The organism is Ruoffia halotolerans (genome assembly GCF_014049385.1).
Taxonomy (GTDB): Bacteria; Bacillota; Bacilli; order Lactobacillales; family Aerococcaceae; genus Ruoffia; species Ruoffia halotolerans.
The window spans coordinates 43,950-63,161 of sequence record NZ_JACAOA010000004.1 but is presented as its reverse complement, the minus strand read 5'-3'; the positions used below and the strand labels follow the sequence as shown (position 1 = coordinate 63,161).

Below are 19,212 nucleotides of genomic sequence, written 5' to 3'. Positions count from 1 at the left end.
GAATGCTAGGGTTTATTAAATTCTATTTATCTATCGATTTGTCTTAGTTTTTATGACGACGTCCAGAGATGAATAAGTAAATACCTCCACCGATTAAAGCTAAAGCAGCTACAATAATAAGCCAAATTGAACTATTTTCACCAGTGTTTGGTAAATTCTCTTCATTCTCTTCTACGGATGAACTAATAGATACATCAACACTTGATGATTCTTCATTGCCATCACTTGAAGGTGTTTGAGAACCACCACCATTGACTACATCTGGATATCTTTCAGTTAAGTAATTAGTTACATCTACATAATTTACATCACCAGATTCATTCGGTTGAACAGCCCATAAAATATCTTCAAATTGCATTTGATCAACTTGATCTTGAGTAATTGTAGTATTTTGAATAATATTATTCTTCGCTTCAACAACTAAAGCATCAAACATGTCTGGATACATTGTTACTAACTCTTGGAAAATGTAGCTAGGTACTTCTGCATCAGCATTCTTAGCTTCATTGTACCATTCAGCGAATGTACGATCACTAAATTCATTCAAGATAGCATCAGTTGCTGGTGTTTGATTAACTACAGCCTCACGAACAGGTGCAATCGTACTTGATAATTGATCATCACTGAAATTCTCATAACCAGCAATCACAATTTCAGCGCGTAAAGCAGTTAATTCTTCTGGAGAAGTACTTTCAGTTGAAAGTCCCAGTCTATCCATCAAACTAGTAATATGTTCATCACTAAATTGATTTAATTGTTCCATCGTTAAATCAGTTTGACCGACTAATTCTTCACGGTAAATATCTAAATCACTTGCTGGTTCAGATTCACTTAAGTCAGATGATTCTCCTTCATCAGAGGATTCCTCATCAGAAGACTCTTCATCAGATGATTCTTCGCTTGAAGAACTTTCATCTGAAGATGTTTCTGCATCATCAACAGTAATACCGTAATTTTCTTGCATTGCTAAAGCTAAGGCTTCCATGTCTTCTGCGTTATTTTCTTGGAAGACTGAAAATTCCTCCCATAGTAATTCAGCATCAGGTACTTCTAATAACTCTTCTTCATTTAAGTTATAATCCGAAACTAAAGCGTCTCTAAAACGATTGGCTTCAGGACCAAAGACTTCTGGATAATCGTATACAGCTGTGTTATAAGCTCCACCAATATCAGTCCCTGCTTGATTTCCTTCACCTACCATACTTACTAAATAAATGTCATCAAGTTGGTCTAATTGTTCTTGAGTTGCAGGTGTTGATTCAATGAATGCTTCACGAATCTTAGTAGCAACAGAACCTACTTGTTCATCGGTAAAGATTTCAGGATTTAATTCAATGATTTGGTCTCGAACAATATCCATTGTTTCTTGTGAATAATCCCCATTTTCAGCCGTTGTTTTAATCGGTGCTAATTCTTCCTCAGTGAATTGGCTGAATTGCTCTTCTGTAATATCAGTAGATTCAAAAATTGCAACTTCAAATTCATCTTCAGGCGCTGGGGTTTCACCATTGCCATTGTCTTCGCCATTTTCTCTTTCAGTACGACGTTCGATGTATGCATCACGTGCTTGTATAATTTGTGGCACTATCGATTCAACAGCAGCTTGTTTGTCATCGTTATTTTCTAATAATGCATTCGTATACCAACCTAAGATATCACTAGGTAAAGCCGTGTTCAAATCTGAATAGCTATATTCTGAATAAGTAGAAATAACTTCTGCTGCTTCATTATAAGCTTGTAAGTCTTCACCTGTTAAAAGATTTAACTGAGGGTAATCGATAGTTAACTGATTATACATTTCTAACCATACATCCAGTTCAGGGTTTGTTTCTACTTCAGTATTTTTTGTAGTGTAAAGATCAACTAAATATTGATCTTCCACTTCTAATAATTGTTCTAAATTAACAGGTTGAACGCCCGCTAAGTTATTTTTTATTTGAGCGAGTAATTCTTGGTCCACCTCTGTCGTTGTTTCTTCTTGGGCATGAACGGTTTGACTCGTTGGTAGTAAAGCATTGTTTCCAAGAGTAGTCCCTGCTCCGATTGCTAAAGCACATGTAGATACTAATAATAGTTTTTTTAATCTCATTTTGCGCCCTCCTCTATCTATTAATTCCATCATACGGTATAAATATGAATTTTTATCGAAGGAAAAATGTGGAATTTGCCATTTATTTTGTGAATATTGTATTAAATTTAAAGCAAAAAAAGAGCCAGTGGCTATAATACCACCAGCTCTTATAAGGGAGTTATCCCCAAACACTATCTAAAATCATAGTTTGTTCACGGTCAGGACCGACAGATAAAGTTGCGATCTTAACTCCAACTAATTCACTAATACGACGAACATAGTTACGTGCATTTTGTGGTAAGTCTTCAAGTGATTTCGCCCCTGTGATATCTTCTGACCAACCAGGTAATTCTTCATAAATTGGCGTGCAGTCAGCAAGAACTTTTAAACTTGCTGGGTAATATTCAATACGCTCACCCGTAGATGTTTCATAAGCAGTACAAATCTTAATTGTATCTAAACCAGTCAATACGTCGATTGAGTTTAATGATAGATTTGTAATACCTGATACTCGGCGTGAGTGACGCATAACAACAGAATCAAACCAACCCACACGACGTGGACGACCTGTCGTTGTTCCGTATTCTCTACCTACTTCACGAATTTGTTGTCCAACTTCATCAAATAATTCAGTTGGGAATGGTCCGTCTCCGACACGTGATGTATAAGCTTTACATACACCAACAACTGTATCAATCTTAGAAGGACCTACTCCACTACCAATCGTTACCCCACCAGCTACTGGGTTAGATGAAGTAACGAATGGATACGTACCTTGATCGATATCTAACATGACACCTTGAGCACCTTCGAATAATACACGTTTACCTTCATCAAGAGCATCGTTTAAAATCAATGACGTATCAGTAACATACTTAGCGATTTCTTGTCCATATGCATAATACTCTTCGAAAATATCCTCAAAAGATAAAGGCGAATTGTCATAAACGCGCTCGAATAATTTATTCTTTTCAGCTAAGTTTACTTCTAAGCGCTCTTTAAAGATTTCTTTATCTAATAAATCAGCAATGCGGATTCCAACACGGGCAGCTTTATCCATGTAAGCTGGCCCAATTCCTTTAATGGTTGTTCCGATTTTGTTATCCCCTTTTGAATCTTCTTGAAGTTGATCCATTAAGATATGGTAAGGTAAGATAACATGAGCTCGCGAAGAGATACGTAAATTACTAGTATCAACACCTTCATCTGCTAAATAGTTCAACTCTTTAACAATTGACTTTGGATTCACGACAACACCGTTTCCGATAACACTGATTTTACTATTATCAAAAATACCTGAAGGGATTAAATGTAATTTAAATGTTTTACCATCAAATTGAATCGTATGCCCTGCATTGTCTCCACCTTGATAACGTGCAATTACTTCAGCGTTATTACTTAGAAAGTCGGTAATTTTACCTTTCCCCTCGTCTCCCCATTGTGTTCCTACAACTACTACTGATGTCATTGTTAGATCTCCTTTTTATATAATAATATTTCAATCTTGAGCACAATATGTCTCCGCGCGATACATAACATCCCGACTTCTATATTATACCTCATTATCTTCGCAACGTCTTTTGCTAATTCAGTTGGTAAGATGAGATTGAATAAAATTTCGCTTTCAATCATGACATTGATGGCGTATTTATCTCAAAATATAATAATATCATAATGCCTATAACAATAAAACAAGCAAATGTTGTCACTCAATAAATCATTTGTAACTAAAGAAACATCCACCCCAAAATTAGTGGAATGGATGTTAGATTGCTTAAATTATTTTGAGAAAGACCAGTAATTGATACCCTCTGCGAGTAACACTTCTTCGTCAATACCTTGAATACTATACATTTTTTGAGCGTCATCGTTTGGATCATTAACGTAGACTTGACCATTTTCATAGCCACGAATAACGATAATGTGGCCAACCTCTGTAAAGAAGCCTGGTACGACAGACGCAACGATTAATTCACCGTTATTTAAAGCTTCCATTGCGCTATAGAAATCATTTCCATAGTTATAAAAGTTGTAATCATATTCAACCGCAAAGTCATGGAAGATTTGCCAAGATGTCCCGGCATTATCTACCCAATACTTTTCCTCGCTCCATTCAAGAATTTCTTTTGGATTCACTTCTCGATTCTCAAAAGCAGCATGAACCATGGCTAGAGAAAGGATTGCACAACCGTTTTCACCCAGTTGTTGGGTTGTATTACTTCCGTATTTCTCTGTTCGCCAGTTCGCATCTTTTTGCAGATACAATGGGACGTCAATTTGGCTTCCAGTTGTAGCCACAGTTTTTTCTGCCGGAAAATCTGGTAAGAAAAGATAACCAAGTTCTTCCACATCAAGATCATTTGCATGAATTGCTGCAAGAATTTCATCTTGGGCTTGAATTAAGTTTCCATCAAACTCCGTGTGAGTTAATTCGGCAATCGTTTCTTCCATTGTTTTATCTTTAGGTGAGTAGGTACTCAGTGTTTCTGCCAAAGTAGCTGGTGTTTCAATGCTTTCATCGGTTACACTTTCAGTCTGTTGAGAAACAACGGGTTCAGCTTGTAAAGAAATTAACTCTTCTTGAGTAGATTGTTGTTGGTGCTCTGCGATAATTAAATTATTGTTCGCAGTTAATTTATTTAAAAGTATAATTAAACTTAAACAAATGGCAATGAATATAAGAGAGCCAATTGTTGCTATTGGCGTATAGTTACGCGTTTTTGGCATTTCAAAAACTCCTTTACAAAAAAACATTTCTGAATAAAAGAATACGCTAACTGACCCGAGAATACCATAGGAAATGTTGAATATTTGAATAAAGTAATGAAAGTTTAATATTCTGTTCATAATTTCAAAAGCTAAATGCCTGTATAATTACAATTATTAGTATGAGATGCATTCATGTGATATTTCTTTACAAATGGTGTTATAATATGTTTGCGAGAACTTTTTAATCATCGTATAATAATTTTCTAAGAGAGGAGAATGGTGATGGCAAGAAAGGAATTTCGTAAGTCACTAGCAGTTTTTCCAATAGGTACGGTTATGGAGTTGACAGAGTTAACCGCTCGTCAAATTCGTTATTACGAAGAACAGGGACTAATCGAGCCTCAACGTAGCGAAACCAACCGTAGGCTATACTCTTTAAATGATGTCGATCGATTACTGGACATCATTGACCTAATGGATGAAGGCATGACAATTAAAGGTATTAAAAATAGATATCGCTTTAGTGACAGAGTATCTAAAAACTCAGTACCTCTAACTGACCAAGATGTGCGACGTATCTTAAGGGATGAACTAGATTTTCAATCTAGATTCGAATAACCTATTAAAAGAGAGGATTTTTAAGCAATGACAAAATGGACGAAAGATCGTATTATTGCTGATGCGCATGAGAATAACGTACACTTTATACGATTAATGTTTACGGATATTAGAGGAACAATTAAGAATGTTGAAATTCCTTTAACACAGTTAGAAAAGGCATTAGAAAATAATATGACATTTGATGGTTCATCAATTGAAGGATTTGTACGTATTGAAGAAAGTGATATGTATTTAATTCCTGATTACGACTCTTGGATGATTTTTAACTGGGATGTTCCCTCAGATGGTGGACGCATTGCTTGTTTAATCTGTGATGTAGATACAACAAAACGAGAGCCTTTCTTAGGTGACCCTCGTGGGAATTTAAGACGAGTGTTAGATAAGATGGAAGATTTAGGTTTTTCTTCGTTCAACTTAGGCCCAGAACCTGAATTTTTCTTATTAAAACTGGATGAAGATGGTCGACCAACGATGGACTTAAATGATGATGGTGGCTACTTTGACTTTGCGCCAACGGATTTAGGTGAAAACTGTCGACGTGATATTGTGCTTGAATTAGAGCGTTTAGATTTTGAAATCGAAGCGAGTCATCACGAAGTTGCACCTGGGCAACATGAGATTGATTGGAAATATAATGATGCGATTCGCGCATGTGATAAAATTCAATTGTTTAAATTGATTGTTAAAACAGTGGCTCGTCGTCATAATTTATATGCGACGTTCATGCCTAAGCCTATTTATGGTGAGAGTGGTTCTGGAATGCACTTTAATGTATCTTTATTCGATAAAGATGGGAAGAATGCTTTCTATGATGAATCAACTCAAGATCAATTATCAAAGAATGCTCATTACTTTATCGGTGGTTTAATTAAGCATGCGAGTGCTTATACAGCTATTTGTAATCCATTAGTGAATTCTTACAAACGATTAGTTGAAGGATACGAAGCACCAGTATATATTGCTTGGAGTGAGAGAAATCGTTCTCCGCTTATTCGTATTCCATCATCTCGTGGTAATTCAACTCGGGTTGAGTTAAGAAGTGTGGATCCTTCTGCCAACCCATACTTAGCCCTAGCAGTTATCTTGCAAGCTGGTTTAGATGGGATTGAGAACAAGATTGAACCACCTATGCCAATTGACCGTAATATTTATACGATGACTCCAGAAGAGCGTATAGCTGAAGGTGTCTTTGACCTTCCATCATCACTTAGCGAAGCCATTGCTGAATTTGAAGCCAGCCCAATTATGAAAGATGCTCTAGGTCCACATATTTCAGATAACTTTATTGCTGAGAAAACAATGGAATTTGAGTCATATAAAAAACAAGTGACACAATGGGAATTAAATAAATATTTAATGATGTATTAAGCTGTTACAACCAGCTCGAAGATTACCATTTTATTGGGTTCTTCGAGCTTTTTTGATACAAAAATTTGAATCCTGTTGCACATTGCTTATGAATATGCTAAGCTTTCTACTATAACACAAGAGGTGCTTCGGCTGAGATGGGATTACCTGAACTCTATGAACCTGAATGAGTTAAGACTCGCGTAGGGATGTGAATAAGTAAAGTTTATGTATATTGGTGCAGTATGCTTTTTGTACGAATATACCTTTATCAATATCACTCAACCTACCTTGACTCAGACACTTTGTGTTGTGAATATGAGGGAGGTTTTTTTTTGGTTAATTGTAGTATTGCTTTACAAATTTTACCGCTAGGTGCAACACAAGAAGCGACACTTGAAGTGGTTGATTCTGTCATTGCTTTTATAGCATCAAAGACGGATAACTATGAAGTGGCGGCGTTTGAGACAACGATTCAAGGTGATTATGATACTTTGATGCCTATCTTAAAAGAGGCGATCGAAATCGCTTCTCAAACACACCACAAAATTTTTACTAACGTCAAAATTAGTTATGATGCGAAAGGGTCAGTGTTAACGATTGAAGATAAAACTACAAAACATCGCCACTAAATATGCTTCATGGATCCTAGGTCTGGGGCTATTACTGCTTTGGGAAGTGGCTGCTAGAGTTGGTTGGTTACCTGAGTTTATTATTCCCGCACCAAGTGATGTCCTAATCGCTTTGTGGCAAGACCGAGAGAATTTATGGATGAACAGCCGGGTGACGCTGATTCAAGCGTTTATTGGTCTCGCTATAGGAATTTTCCTCGCTTTCTTTTTAGCGATTATTATGGATGTGATTCCTTGGTTGAACCGAGCCTTATATCCAATGTTGGTGGTTACACAAACCATTCCAACTGTAGCAATTGCACCGATATTAGTGCTTTGGCTAGGTTATGACATGACACCAAAGATTGTTTTAGTCATTTTAACGACATTATTTCCCATTATTATTAGTATACTGAACGGCTTTGCTAACGCGGATAAGGATGCGATTCAATTACTCCAATTAATGGGAGCAAATCGTTGGCAGATATTACGTCATGTGAAGTTACCGTCGAGTATGTCATTTTTCTTAAGTGGCTTGAAGGTCAGTGTGTCTTACGCTTTTGTGAGTTCGGTTGTCGCTGAGTGGCTTGGTGGCTTTGAAGGTTTAGGGGTTTATATGATTCAAACCAAACGTGCCTTTAGCTATGACAAGATGTTTGCGGTCATCGTTTTAATTTCGTTATTAAGTCTGTTCTTTATGGGTGTTGTATCTTATATTGAAAAATATTTAACACCTTGGCGTTTTAATCAAAAAAAGAAAATCAGAGGAGAAGAATAATATGATGAATTATTTCAAGAAAATGCTTGTTGCTTTAATCGTCAGTATGTCAGTATTAATTCCTATGAGTGCATCGGCTCAAGCCAGTCAGATTGAGTTTATTTTAGATTGGGTACCGAATACAAATCATACCGGCTTATATGTTGCTTTAGAAAAAGGGTATTTTGAAGAAGCGGGCGTGGAAGTAACGATTCGCCGTCCACCAGAAGGCAGTACGACTGAATTAGTAGGTTTGGGTCAAGCTCAATTTGGCATTAGTTTCCAAGATTCTTTAGCTACACGTCTAGCAGGAGGTTTACCTGTTACAGCTGTCGCAACAATTATCGAACATAATACAAGTGGTATTATTGCTAGAGAAGACAGCCAAATTACAAAACCGGCGGAGATGGAAGGTCATACTTACGGAACATGGAATGATCCCATTGAACTGGGAATGTTAGAGCATATTATTAATAACGAAGGCGGCGATTATTCACAAATTGAATTAGTCCCTAATCAAGCAGATAATTCCATTGTTGGTTTAGCCAATTCGATGTTTGAATCAGCGTGGGTTTATTATGCTTGGGACGGTATAATGGCTGAGAGCCAGGGCGTTCCAACGAACTTCTTTTACTTCAGAGATTACGCAGAAGAATTAGATTTCTACTCACCAATAATTATTGCAAATAACGATTATTTAGCGAATAGTCCTGAAGAAGCGACGCAAGTAGTTCAAGCCATCAAACGAGGTTATCAATATGCAATCGAGAATCCAGAAGAAGCAACCGATATTCTCCTGAAACATGCACCGGAATTAGAAGGGCAACGTGATTTTGTTCTTGCTTCCCAAGAATGGATTAACGAAGCCTATACAAGTAAACCAGAGCAATGGGGTTATATCGATGAAGAGCGCTGGAATGCATTCTACACATGGTTATATGAAAGTAACTTAACGGAAGTTGACTTGACTGAAGGGACATACTTTACGAACGAATTTTTAGGAGAATAACATGTTATCAATTCAAGATGTTGGTTTTCGATACGGGAATCGTCAAGTACTAAAAAATATTAACATTCAACTTCAAAAAGGGGAGACTGTTGCCATTATTGGCCCGAGTGGGGTTGGGAAAACAACTCTTTTTAACCTTATTGCAGGAATCATCGATGTCCAAGAAGGTCAGATTGAGTTGAATGGAACCAAAGAAATCAAAGGTAAGTTAAGTTACATGCTTCAAAAAGATATGTTGTATCCGCATTATACTGTCATTGAAAATATTATGCTGCCGCGGATTATCCAGGGCGAAAGCAAGAAACATGCACGTGAGTATGCGTTAGGATTACTCGATATCTTTCAATTTAAAGAATGGGCGAATTATTATCCCCACGCCCTGAGTGGTGGGATGAGACAACGCGTGGCTTTTATGCGAACAGCTGCATTTGACAGATCGTGGCTATTATTAGATGAAGCTTTTAGTGCTCTTGACGCTATTACAAGACGTCAACTTCATCAATGGTTTATGAATTACCGCGAGAAGATGGGCTGGTCTTCATTAATCATTACCCATGATGTAGATGAAGCTTTAATCTTATCGGATCGGGTTTATATTATTAAAGGGCAACCAGGTGAAATTACATTTGAGTTGCCCGTCGACTTTAAAAGCTTTGATGTTGAGAAAATAATTTTTGAACCTGAGTTTATCGAAGCCAAACGTCAGTTACTTAATCAATTAAAAGAAGTATTAAAATAGCAAGGCAAGGATGAGGTGACCCCCGAAAGTTAGAGTTAAAAATCTAACTTTACGGGGGTCGTTTTTGTGTCACAAAAGTATTCATATGAATTCAAATTAAAGGTTGTCGAAGAGTATCTAAATGGGACATTAGGTTACACCTTACTCGCCAAGAAACATCATATTTCAACGACAAGTTTGATTGAAAAATGGGTTAACCAATTCAAAACCAATGGGAAAGAAGGCCTTAAAACCAAACGACGAAATGCAACCTATCCTTTAAATTTTAAGTTAAATGTTTTAAGATTTAAGCAAGATACGGGTGCGTCCTATATTGACACAGCGAATGCTTTTGGTATAAGTGAGCCATCCATCATAGCCAACTGGCATCGTCAATACGAAAGGTTTGGCACCCAAGGTCTGAATAAACCGCAAGGGAGTCCGCCAAAAATGCCTAAATCGAATCCGAATCAAAATAATAATAAAACGATTCACGATAACAATCATGATGAAATGAAGCAAGAGAACGAATTGTTAAAGAAAGAAAATGAGTATTTAAGGATTGAATTAGAATACTTAAAAAAGTTAAAAGCGCTGGGCTTAGAAGACCCACGCGCAAACAACAAACAGACATAGTCTATGATTTAACCCAAATAGGCTTTAAACTCAAAGATGTCTTATATGTGACAGAATTACCAGAGTCAACTTACCACTATCATATCGCGAAGAAAACCAACCCTCATAAAGATAAAGAGCTTGAAGACCTTATCCAAGCTATCTTTGAGGAACATAAAGAGCGATATGGCTATCGACGCATTACAATTGAATTAAGAGCCAGAGGCTATAAAGTCAATCATAAACGCGTTCTTCGTATTATGAGACAATTAGGGCTACAGTGTCTAAAGTTTACGAATCGATCTCGTCGATACAATTCTTACAAAGGACCTGGTATAGATCCTTTGTATTGGTCTTGGATAAGTCATCCAAGTACTAGTATAAAGGATTTTTTTATGCCATGGAACAGGTTAATATTTTAATGCAACACTAGTGAAATGATAGTTTCTTTATTAATTATACTGAGAAAGTATTTCTTAATGCACTGATTATGTCGCAGAATCTGAAAAAATATATTTAAAATAAATGCAACCGTTTTCGCTATTTTATAGGGTTTTAACTTACAAATACGAAAAATTGAAAGAGTATTTTTAAATTAACTTATTTTTTTAGTAGAATATTTATGTACTTCATGTTATATTTCACTAGTGTTGCATAAAACTGAAAATCACTGTTACTTGTTTATTGTTAATTAAATCACATGTAGTTTTCGTTAAAAATTTCAAAAAAGTCAAATGCTGGCGCAGCGGATGACTTTTCCCAGATTTTTTTTGACTTATTCAGTTGTAGATAAATCGATTTGCGGCTTCTTTCACTTAATCAGGTTCGAATATTTCCTTAAATAATTCGAACGGTTCATACTGTAACGCTCGTAAATGCCTTAAAACGTGGAAAACTGTTTGTTTTAAGTCTAATTCAAGCTTGATGAGTAAGGTCAGTAAGTAGACAATCAGTGCCAGTATGACTTGATTTTTCACACCTTCTTCTGACTTTGAAAAGTAGTTTTTAATCGTCATGTGTTGCTTGATATGCTTGAAAAAGAGCTCGATTTGCCATCGTGATTGATACATTTTACTAATCTCTTCAGCTGATACATCCATGCGGTTGGTGATAATTCTTAAATTGGCTTGCTGCTTTCTTTCTATCGTCACAAGTCGAAAGAGACTCGTCAAGTAGACTTGACTGCCCAATTGAACCAACTGGTCACTGATAATACCCGTTCCTTTAGGAACGTCTAGATGGCCTTGCACATGTACCTTCGTATTCTTCTTAATCCGAGAAACGAAGAAATACCCATCCCAATGCATTTGATCGAATTGAGCGAAATCAAGATACCCACGATCAAAAACGTATGTAGCCAATGGCTCATTGATAAAGACCTCTAAGTGCTCATGATCATGTTCAGAAGCAGGAGATACTTCAAATTGTTCAGGGTGCACCCAACGTTCATTCATGAAGCAGACTTTTAAATGTAACTTTATGCCAGCTTTTGTCGGTCTAAAATGCGCCCATGGATAGGATTTCTTGCTAAATGAAAAGGTTGTGGAATCAATCAGATAGAGTTTTTCTTTCGACTTTACCTTCGTCTTTTTATGCACAAGAGAAAGTAAATGATTAAAAACCTCCAGTAATACACTTGGTTCAAGTGCCCGTAGGGCACGAGAAAGCTGAGAGTAACTGATAGAGTCTATCCCCATCACTTTTTTCAAATTCGGATTGACAAGTTGTTGGTCTAGGTGTCGTAAACTTTCGGTTTCATCGTTAATGGCATACAGAAAGAGCTTTATTACTTTCTTAAATGTCAATTTCTTTGCATAACGATCAAATTGTTCGATGGCTTGACGAGAATCTAAGCTTAATTGTTCTAATTTAATATACGAAAACCATTTATTTATTGTCATTTTTGTTTTATACTTATCCATGCATAGATCCTTTGTATTGGTCTTGGATAAGTCATCCAAGTACTAGTATAAAGGATTATTTTATGCCATGGAACAGGTTAATATTTTAATGCAACACTAGTGAAGTTTTATATATTACTACTAAAATGAACTATTTTATGAAAGCGGTCTTCTAAAAAGTATAATAAATTGAAATCGTTTTTACTGTTTATAGTGTAGTAGTCATTATGATGGGAATAAATGAATAAGATGGAAGGTGACAATACCAGATTCACAATTTTTTTAGAAATATAAAAAATAAAAGAAGACAAGGAGAAGAAAGATGAAAAAAATATTTAATTTTGAATTTTGGCAAAAATTCGGGAAAGCCTTAATGGGCGTTATTGCTGTTATGCCAGCTGCAGGATTAATGATTAGTATTGGTGGATCACTTCCTCTAATTAATCCAGATATGCAAGCTTTGATTTCGATTGGTAGTGTGATTGAGAATATTGGTTGGGCAATTATTGGAAACTTACATATCTTATTTGCATTAGCAATCGGTGGAAGTTGGGCAAAAGATAGAGCTGGGGGTGCCTTTGCTGCCGGGATCAGTTTTATTCTAATTAACCGAATTACAGGAGCGATTTTTGGCGTAACCAGTGAAATGTTAGCTGACCCAAATGCAGTAACACAAACATTATTTGGAGCAGAAATACCAATTGATGGTTATTTTATTAGTGTTTTAGAGGCACCAGCTTTAAATATGGGGGTTTTCGTCGGTATTATTGCGGGATTTATGGGAGCGGTTGCTTACAATAAATATTATAATTTTAGAAAACTACCCGATGCCTTATCCTTCTTTAACGGAAAACGATTTGTACCATTTGTTGTTATCTTATGGTCTTTAATTGCTTCAATTGTATTAGCGATTGTTTGGCCATTTATTCAAAGTGGTATTAATAGTTTCGGTGTATGGATTGCTGGATCACAAGAATCAGCTCCAGTCTTAGCTCCATTCTTATTTGGTACATTAGAGCGTCTATTATTACCATTTGGTTTACACCACATGTTAACTATTCCAATTAACTACACACCTCTTGGAGGAACCTATGAAGTATTAACTGGTGCACAGCAGGGTACTATGGTATTCGGTCAAGACCCGCTATGGTTAGCATGGGTAAGAGATTTAATTAACTTAGATGCTGCTGGTGATACAGCAACTTATCAAGCATTATTTAATAATGTAGTCCCTGCTCGTTTTAAAGTCGGACAAATGATTGGATCATCAGGTATCTTAATGGGTCTATCTTATGCCATGTATAAAAATGTCGATAAAGACAAACGAAAAACACATAAATCAATGTATGTATCAGCTGCTTTAGCTGTATTTTTAACAGGTGTTACAGAACCACTTGAGTTTATGTTTATGTTCGCAGCTATGCCTTTGTATATCGTTTATGCGGTAATCCAAGGAGCAGCATTTGCGATGGCTGATATCGTAAACTTACGTGTTCACTCGTTTGGTAACATTGAATTGCTTACACGTACGCCATTAGCGATTCGTGCGGGACTAGGTATGGATTTAATTAACTTTGTTTGGGTAACCCTTCTATTCGGAATATTGACTTACTTTATTGCAAACTTCTTAATTAAGAAATTCAATTATGCAACACCAGGACGTAATGGAAATTACGAAGGTGGAGAAGTAGCATCTGAAAATGGAGAGCCTGTAGATGCTACACAACAAGTGTATGATATTATTCACTTATTAGGTGGTAAAGAAAACATTACAGATGTAGATGCTTGTATGACTCGTTTACGTGTTTCTGTTAATGATATTGATTCTGTTGGAGACGAAAACGCTTGGAAAAAAGCAGGCGCAATGGGTCTTGTGAAGAAAAATAAAGGAGTTCAAGCAGTTTATGGACCGAAAGCAGATGTCTTAAAATCTGATATTATGGATGTATTGAGCTCTAATGCACCTATTCCAGAATCTAAACTTGATGAAACACCTGAAATGGATGAAAAGGAAGTAGTGGCTACAGATTCAAAAGGACTCGCAACAGCAATTTTCCCTGTAGCAAAAGGTGACGTGCTTCCGATTACTGAAGTAAATGATGAAGTATTTGCTCAGAAAATGATGGGTGACGGCTATGCAGTGAACCCTTCATCAAATACAGTCGTCTCTCCAGTAGATGGTACAATTCAAAATGTCTTCCCAACCAAACATGCAATTGGTATTGAAACAGCAAGTGGAATTGAAGTACTTATTCATTTAGGAATAGATACAGTTGAATTAGAAGGTGAAGGTTTTGAAATCTTTGTTGAAGAAGGTCAAGAAGTCATTGCAGGAGATAAAATAGCTGAAATGGACTTGGCTTCGATTAAAAAAGCAGAAAAAGATACCACTATCATGGTTGTTTTTACGAACTTGACAGAAAATCAAGACTTTGAGTTCATTCAAACGAATGATATCTCCGAAGATACAGAGATTGGTCGAGTGAATGAAAGAAACATTGGTTAGAATGGAGAAATAAATTGAACGTTTTAACACTGAATACGCATTCATGGATGGAAGAGGATCCAGAATTAAAATTAAGACAAATCGTTGATTATATTGCCAAAGAAGATTTTCAAATTATCGCTCTTCAGGAAATTAATCAAACGATGGAAGCGAAAGAAATTGTGGACGATTTATTTATCCAAGCTTCTGGAGAAATGTATCCTGTTGCTATAAAGGAAGATAACTTTGCATATCTCATCGTTCAGTTGCTAAAAGAGCGTGGACTTCATTACTATTGGAGTTGGACAGCCAATCATATTGGCTATGATGTGTACGATGAAGGTGTGGCTATTTTATCCAAAACACCTTTCAGTCCAGAAAGTTTCTTAGTGTCTGAAATATCGGATTATGCGAATCACTACACCAGAAGAGTTCTAAAAGGTAATGTAAGCCTTGAAGGTAAAGAATGGGTAGTCTTTTCATGCCACTACTCTTGGTGGTTAGATCCATCAGGTGATCATTTATTCAAGTATGAATGGGATAATACGCTTCCTCATATTGAAAAAGAGAGTCAGAAGATTCATCTTTTTATGGGTGATTTTAATAACGAGGCGAGGCTTAGAGATGAAGGTTATGACTATATAAAAACGACGGCTCCTCAATTAAAAGATGCCTATGTTCAGGCAGAAGAAAAGATTGGATCTGCAACCGTTTTGAGTGCTATTGACGGATGGGAAGGCCATACGGATGAAAAAAGAATCGATTATATCTTTACGGATTACCCGGGAGAAGTTAAAAATTGCCGAGTTGTTTTTGATGGCAAAAAAGAACCCGTCGTGAGCGATCACTTTGGAGTAGCAGTTGAATTTAATTAAGTGTAATGAAGAAACCCGCCAGCAAATTTCTGCTAGCGGGTTTTTGAGTATCTATTAACTTCACTAGTTATTAAATATCTAGCCAGGCACCTATAAAGAAAGTAAGGATAAGTGGGATTGGTATTAAAATTGAGTTATTAATTATAGTTAAAAAAGTTATTTGTCATTTGTTTGATTTCACCTAATAATATATGTTTCATTGATAACGTATTGGGTTTTAAAATTTCCATAGAGTTTGTTTTAGTTTATGAAGAAATAGACAAACTAAAAAAGTAAGTCTGTTGGCTAGAGCCGACAGACTTACTTTTTAAAACAATTAACTTATTTTGCGCGTTTAACTTCAATTCGGTAACCATCTGGACCTGTTACGAAGAAGTAAGAAGGTGTGCCACCTGCTAGACCTCGTAAATCTCCTGTTTCGTAATCTGAAGCCTTACAAATTTCATGCATTTTTTCTAAATAATTCACTGTTACACCTAAGTGGCTAAAACCATCTCCAATTGTGTATGGTTCTGCATCGTAATTGTATGTTAACTCAATTTGTACAGATGACCCAGGAGAATTTAGATAAATTAAATCAAATTTATCTTCTGGAAATTCTCGACGACTAGCTATTTCAAAATCGAATAAATTCGTATAGAAGTCTTAAGTCGCATCGATATCTCTAACACGTAAACAAATCTCAACAAGTACTTGGTCCATAATATCATCCTCCAATGTATTCTTCTTATAGTCTAGCATAAATTGTACTTAGAGGCATTTTATGTAATCGGGAATTTGTCGGGAGCTAAGTGATTAATCATTTGAATCGATGTTTTTTAGAAAAAAGTTCTAAAAAAGGGTCTAGTCGAAATTAAAATTGCTTTTATTATGCGTAAGGGCAACAAAGAACCATGTAGACAAATAATATTTATCTAGAAGAGGAGTCGGAAGAATGAACTTAGATAATAGCAGATGGAAAGGACTAAATATGGTTATACTTTTTATAATCCTGAATAAAAGCCTATTCTCATTTAACTAATGTATAGTGCATTTTTAGCCAATTACGGATTAGAAGTACTGGAAGAGTTGTTATAGTCACTGAAGCCTCAAAGTTAAAACATAGACTTTGAGACTATTATTTTAGATGAAATTCAATTGGTATCTGTTATACTAGCCTATTGAAGAAAAAGAAAGCAGGAAAATATTACAATGACATCGTTTAAATCGTTTAAGCTTAACGCTGAAATTGAACAAGCACTAACAAGCCTTCGTTACTATAAGCCGACTCCAGTTCAAGAAAAAGTCATCCCCCTGGCATTAGCGAAGCAAGATATTATCGTCGAATCTCAAACAGGTAGTGGTAAAACCGTTGCTTTTGGAGTTCCGCTTTGTGAACTAGCAGAGTGGGAAGAGAATAAACCTCAAGCCCTTATTTTGGTACCTACCCGAGAACTGGCTCTTCAAGTGAAAGAAGATATTATGAATATTGGCCGATTAAAACGAATCAAGGTAACAGCAGTATTTGGAAAATCCTCTTTTAAAACACAACAATCCGAGTTGAAACAAAAAAGTCACCTGGTTGTTGGAACCCTAGGTCGTCTATTGGAACATTTAAGAGAAGGAACTTTAGTTGTCGATAAAATCCATCATCTGGTTTTAGATGAAGCGGATGAAATGTTGAATATGGGATTTATTGACCAAGTCCAGGAAGTAATGGATTAACTGCCAAAAGAATGCCAAACCATGCTGTTTTCTGCGACTATGCCTTCAGAAATTGTACGTTTAGTCAGTATGTATATGCGTTCCGATCGAACTTCTGTCCGAATGGAATCGTCAGTAGAAAACACACCTAAAATTTTACATTCATTTATTCATGTGGAAAGTTCTTCAAAAGAAAAATTATTACTCGACTTATTAACGATTGAAAATCCAGATGCCTGTATAATTTTTTGTAATACAAAAGATACGGTAGATTCGGTTGTTGATTATTTATTTAAAGCCGATTTACCTGTCGATAAATTACACGGGGGTATGGAACAAAATGACCGCTTAGCTGTCATGAATGAGTTCCGTTCTGGCAAACTGCGCTATTTAGTAGCGACTGATGTAGCTGCTCGAGGAATTAATATTGATCATGTGACACACGTGATAAACTATGATGTTCCCTTTGAAAAAGAAAGCTTTATACATCGATCAGGACGAACGGGTCGAGCTGGGAAAACAGGATTGGCTTTAACGATGGTAAGTAATCAAGATCAAAGACGTTGGGAAGAAATTTGTGACTATACCTTCGAAGGTAACTATGAGCTTACTGAAGTTTTTACACCTAACGAACGTGCGGTCAATCGAGCAAAATCGTCTTTTGAAAAGAAAATACAAACACGAGTCACACCAAAAGCCGCAAGAAATAAAGAATTAAATAAGAACATTACCAAGGTTTATTTCAATGGTGGCAAGAAGAAAAAATTACGAGCTATTGATTTTGTCGGCACTTTAACGAATATTAAAGGAATGACAGCTGAAGATATCGACATTATCACGATTCAGGAAAATGTGACTTATGTAGATATTTTAAATGGAAAGGGCCCTCATGTCATTTCTGAAATGCAAAACCGCACGATTAAAGGTAAAACATTGAAAGTTCGTAAAGCGCGCAAAAGAAGATAATGGATGAAAGTTCCTTTGTAACTCTTTTACTTAAGCATATGAGTTGAATTATGTCGTTCATTTTCTATACGATTTAGTTGACGAAAAAATAGAAAATAGAACAGAAAGAAGGAATACAAGATGTCATTATTTAACGATATAGGAAATTTAATGGGTACTTTAATGCAACCAGACCAACATGAAGAAGGAAAAAATTTAGCAAGTAAAGCTGGTGTAGATACGAATGATTTTGCTAAAATTGCCTCCATTGGATTGCCACTGCTTTTACAAGGAATGAATCGTAACAACCAACATCAACAAGGGTTAGAATCTTTTAACCAAGCGTTGAATCAACATCAAGAAAGAAACAACTATGAGTCATTCAATCAATTTTCAAAGAATGTTGATCCCCAAGATGGACAAAAAATTGTTGGGCACGTATTTAATAATGAGCAAGAAGAAGTAAATAATTCGTTGGCTGACCGCTTAGGTGTCAATCCCGATACGGTAAAAAGAACAATGGCTATTTTAGCACCTATAGCAATTAAATATTTAGCGGATCGTAAGAGACAGCAAAATTTAGATGCCCAAGGTGTACAAAAAGAAACTCAAAACTTAACGCGCGAAGCAGCTATGCGTGCTAGAGATTTCAATACAAATGACCAATCAAAATCAGGTGGTTTACTGGGTGATTTATTTAGCAACTTAACAGATTCTACTAACACCCAGAAAAATGACAGTGGATTGTTAGGCAGTTTATTTGATCTTTTTAAATAAATAATTTGTTAGATGATTAGTATCATAAATAACTCGCACCCTCAAAGAAGATATCAACAATAAACTTAGAGGGTGTTTTAATTTTTAA

17 protein-coding genes, 2 pseudogenes and 1 riboswitch are annotated in these 19,212 nt (G+C 36.1%); of the genes and pseudogenes, 14 read left to right on the top strand and 5 right to left on the bottom strand.

Annotated features, from left to right (window positions below; genetic code table 11):
* Positions 1 to 43 precede the first annotated feature (43 nt).
* The 3 genes from HW423_RS02400 to HW423_RS02390 form a co-directional block, all read right to left on the bottom strand.
* The gene (locus HW423_RS02400) at positions 44 to 2,089 is read right to left on the bottom strand and encodes an LPXTG cell wall anchor domain-containing protein (protein ID WP_218930355.1); all 2,046 of its coding nucleotides are present in this window, start codon (positions 2,087 to 2,089) and stop codon (positions 44 to 46) included.
* Positions 2,090 to 2,249: 160 nt separating this feature from the next.
* Positions 2,250 to 3,539 carry an adenylosuccinate synthase gene (locus tag HW423_RS02395; RefSeq protein ID WP_218930354.1) on the bottom strand — a complete coding sequence of 430 codons (1,290 nt, stop codon included), beginning with the start codon at positions 3,537 to 3,539 and terminating at the stop codon, positions 2,250 to 2,252.
* Between the two features lie 311 nt (positions 3,540 to 3,850).
* Positions 3,851 to 4,798, bottom strand: a complete 948-nt coding sequence (locus HW423_RS02390; RefSeq protein ID WP_218930353.1) for a C39 family peptidase — start codon at positions 4,796 to 4,798, stop codon at positions 3,851 to 3,853.
* A 264-nt stretch (positions 4,799 to 5,062) separates the two neighbouring features.
* Here HW423_RS02390 and HW423_RS02385 point away from each other — a divergent pair, with 264 nt between their 5' ends.
* The 8 genes from HW423_RS02385 to HW423_RS02350 all read left to right on the top strand — a co-directional run bounded on the left by HW423_RS02385 (position 5,063) and on the right by HW423_RS02350 (position 10,880).
* On the top strand, positions 5,063 to 5,398 hold the full coding sequence (locus HW423_RS02385) for a MerR family transcriptional regulator (RefSeq protein ID WP_138403749.1): 336 nt from the start codon (positions 5,063 to 5,065) through the stop codon (positions 5,396 to 5,398).
* Between the two features lie 27 nt (positions 5,399 to 5,425).
* Positions 5,426 to 6,769, top strand: a complete 1,344-nt coding sequence (gene glnA / locus HW423_RS02380) for a type I glutamate--ammonia ligase (RefSeq protein ID WP_218930352.1) — start codon at positions 5,426 to 5,428, stop codon at positions 6,767 to 6,769.
* Between the two features lie 109 nt (positions 6,770 to 6,878).
* Positions 6,879 to 6,975, top strand: a riboswitch (TPP riboswitch).
* Positions 6,976 to 7,083: 108 nt separating this feature from the next.
* Positions 7,084 to 7,380 carry a thiamine-binding protein gene (locus HW423_RS02375; protein WP_218930351.1) on the top strand — a complete coding sequence of 99 codons (297 nt, stop codon included), beginning with the start codon at positions 7,084 to 7,086 and terminating at the stop codon, positions 7,378 to 7,380.
* Complete coding sequence (locus tag HW423_RS02370; protein ID WP_218930350.1) at positions 7,349 to 8,137, top strand: ABC transporter permease; 789 nt, start codon at positions 7,349 to 7,351, stop codon at positions 8,135 to 8,137. Before HW423_RS02375 ends, HW423_RS02370 begins: the two co-directional genes overlap by 32 nt.
* 1 nt (position 8,138) lies before the next feature.
* Positions 8,139 to 9,125, top strand: a complete 987-nt coding sequence (locus HW423_RS02365) for an ABC transporter substrate-binding protein (RefSeq protein ID WP_218930349.1) — start codon at positions 8,139 to 8,141, stop codon at positions 9,123 to 9,125.
* Position 9,126: 1 nt separating this feature from the next.
* The gene (locus HW423_RS02360) at positions 9,127 to 9,864 is read left to right on the top strand and encodes an ABC transporter ATP-binding protein (RefSeq protein ID WP_218930348.1); all 738 of its coding nucleotides are present in this window, start codon (positions 9,127 to 9,129) and stop codon (positions 9,862 to 9,864) included.
* A gap of 66 nt (positions 9,865 to 9,930) precedes the next feature.
* Positions 9,931 to 10,479, top strand: a complete 549-nt coding sequence (locus tag HW423_RS02355) for a helix-turn-helix domain-containing protein (RefSeq protein ID WP_218930347.1) — start codon at positions 9,931 to 9,933, stop codon at positions 10,477 to 10,479.
* Positions 10,480 to 10,526: 47 nt separating this feature from the next.
* On the top strand, positions 10,527 to 10,880 hold the full coding sequence (locus tag HW423_RS02350) for an IS3 family transposase (protein ID WP_218930346.1): 354 nt from the start codon (positions 10,527 to 10,529) through the stop codon (positions 10,878 to 10,880).
* A 393-nt stretch (positions 10,881 to 11,273) separates the two neighbouring features.
* On the opposite strand, the gene HW423_RS02345 is transcribed toward HW423_RS02350, so the two are convergent.
* On the bottom strand, positions 11,274 to 12,380 hold the full coding sequence (locus HW423_RS02345) for an IS4 family transposase (protein WP_218930345.1): 1,107 nt from the start codon (positions 12,378 to 12,380) through the stop codon (positions 11,274 to 11,276).
* A gap of 301 nt (positions 12,381 to 12,681) precedes the next feature.
* Between HW423_RS02345 and HW423_RS02340 the strand changes: the two are divergent.
* The 3 genes and pseudogenes from HW423_RS02340 to HW423_RS02335 form a co-directional block, all read left to right on the top strand.
* A pseudogene (locus HW423_RS02340) lies at positions 12,682 to 14,338 on the top strand (PTS transporter subunit IIBC); the annotation flags it as partial.
* A gap of 20 nt (positions 14,339 to 14,358) precedes the next feature.
* Entirely contained in the window at positions 14,359 to 14,865 is a 507-nt protein-coding gene (locus HW423_RS11510) for a PTS sugar transporter subunit IIA (RefSeq protein ID WP_407109079.1), read from the top strand.
* A 14-nt stretch (positions 14,866 to 14,879) separates the two neighbouring features.
* Positions 14,880 to 15,719 (top strand): endonuclease/exonuclease/phosphatase family protein, encoded by an 840-nt coding sequence (locus HW423_RS02335; RefSeq protein WP_218930343.1) that lies wholly within the window; start codon positions 14,880 to 14,882, stop codon positions 15,717 to 15,719.
* A gap of 321 nt (positions 15,720 to 16,040) precedes the next feature.
* Here the strand turns inward: HW423_RS02335 and HW423_RS02330 are convergent.
* Positions 16,041 to 16,421 (bottom strand): annotated as a pseudogene (locus HW423_RS02330) (VOC family protein).
* Positions 16,422 to 16,910: 489 nt separating this feature from the next.
* Here HW423_RS02330 and HW423_RS11380 point away from each other — a divergent pair.
* The 3 genes from HW423_RS11380 (at position 16,911) to HW423_RS02320 (ending at position 19,124) form a co-directional block, all read left to right on the top strand.
* The gene (locus tag HW423_RS11380; protein WP_328803110.1) at positions 16,911 to 17,423 is read left to right on the top strand and encodes a DEAD/DEAH box helicase; all 513 of its coding nucleotides are present in this window, start codon (positions 16,911 to 16,913) and stop codon (positions 17,421 to 17,423) included.
* A gap of 21 nt (positions 17,424 to 17,444) precedes the next feature.
* Positions 17,445 to 18,368 (top strand): helicase-related protein, encoded by a 924-nt coding sequence (locus HW423_RS11375; RefSeq protein WP_328803109.1) that lies wholly within the window; start codon positions 17,445 to 17,447, stop codon positions 18,366 to 18,368.
* Positions 18,369 to 18,488: 120 nt separating this feature from the next.
* A complete protein-coding gene (locus tag HW423_RS02320; protein WP_218930342.1) occupies positions 18,489 to 19,124 on the top strand; it encodes a DUF937 domain-containing protein in 636 nt (211 codons plus the stop codon).
* Positions 19,125 to 19,212 lie beyond the last annotated feature (88 nt).

Bases quoted from the DNA above. Each gene is read 5' to 3' on its own strand.
- HW423_RS02400 (WP_218930355.1), bottom strand. From the start codon at position 2,089: ATGAGATTAAAAAAACTATTATTAGTATCTACATGTGCTTTAGCAATC.
- HW423_RS02395 (WP_218930354.1), bottom strand. From the start codon at position 3,539: ATGACATCAGTAGTAGTTGTAGGAACACAATGGGGAGACGAGGGGAAA.
- HW423_RS02390 (WP_218930353.1), bottom strand. From the start codon at position 4,798: ATGCCAAAAACGCGTAACTATACGCCAATAGCAACAATTGGCTCTCTT.
- HW423_RS02385 (WP_138403749.1), top strand. From the start codon at position 5,063: ATGGCAAGAAAGGAATTTCGTAAGTCACTAGCAGTTTTTCCAATAGGT.
- glnA (WP_218930352.1), top strand. From the start codon at position 5,426: ATGACAAAATGGACGAAAGATCGTATTATTGCTGATGCGCATGAGAAT.
- HW423_RS02365 (WP_218930349.1), top strand. From the start codon at position 8,139: ATGATGAATTATTTCAAGAAAATGCTTGTTGCTTTAATCGTCAGTATG.
- HW423_RS02360 (WP_218930348.1), top strand. From the start codon at position 9,127: ATGTTATCAATTCAAGATGTTGGTTTTCGATACGGGAATCGTCAAGTA.
- HW423_RS02345 (WP_218930345.1), bottom strand. From the start codon at position 12,380: ATGGATAAGTATAAAACAAAAATGACAATAAATAAATGGTTTTCGTAT.
- HW423_RS11510 (WP_407109079.1), top strand. From the start codon at position 14,359: ATGGATGAAAAGGAAGTAGTGGCTACAGATTCAAAAGGACTCGCAACA.
- HW423_RS11380 (WP_328803110.1), top strand. From the start codon at position 16,911: ATGACATCGTTTAAATCGTTTAAGCTTAACGCTGAAATTGAACAAGCA.
- HW423_RS11375 (WP_328803109.1), top strand. From the start codon at position 17,445: ATGCTGTTTTCTGCGACTATGCCTTCAGAAATTGTACGTTTAGTCAGT.
- HW423_RS02320 (WP_218930342.1), top strand. From the start codon at position 18,489: ATGTCATTATTTAACGATATAGGAAATTTAATGGGTACTTTAATGCAA.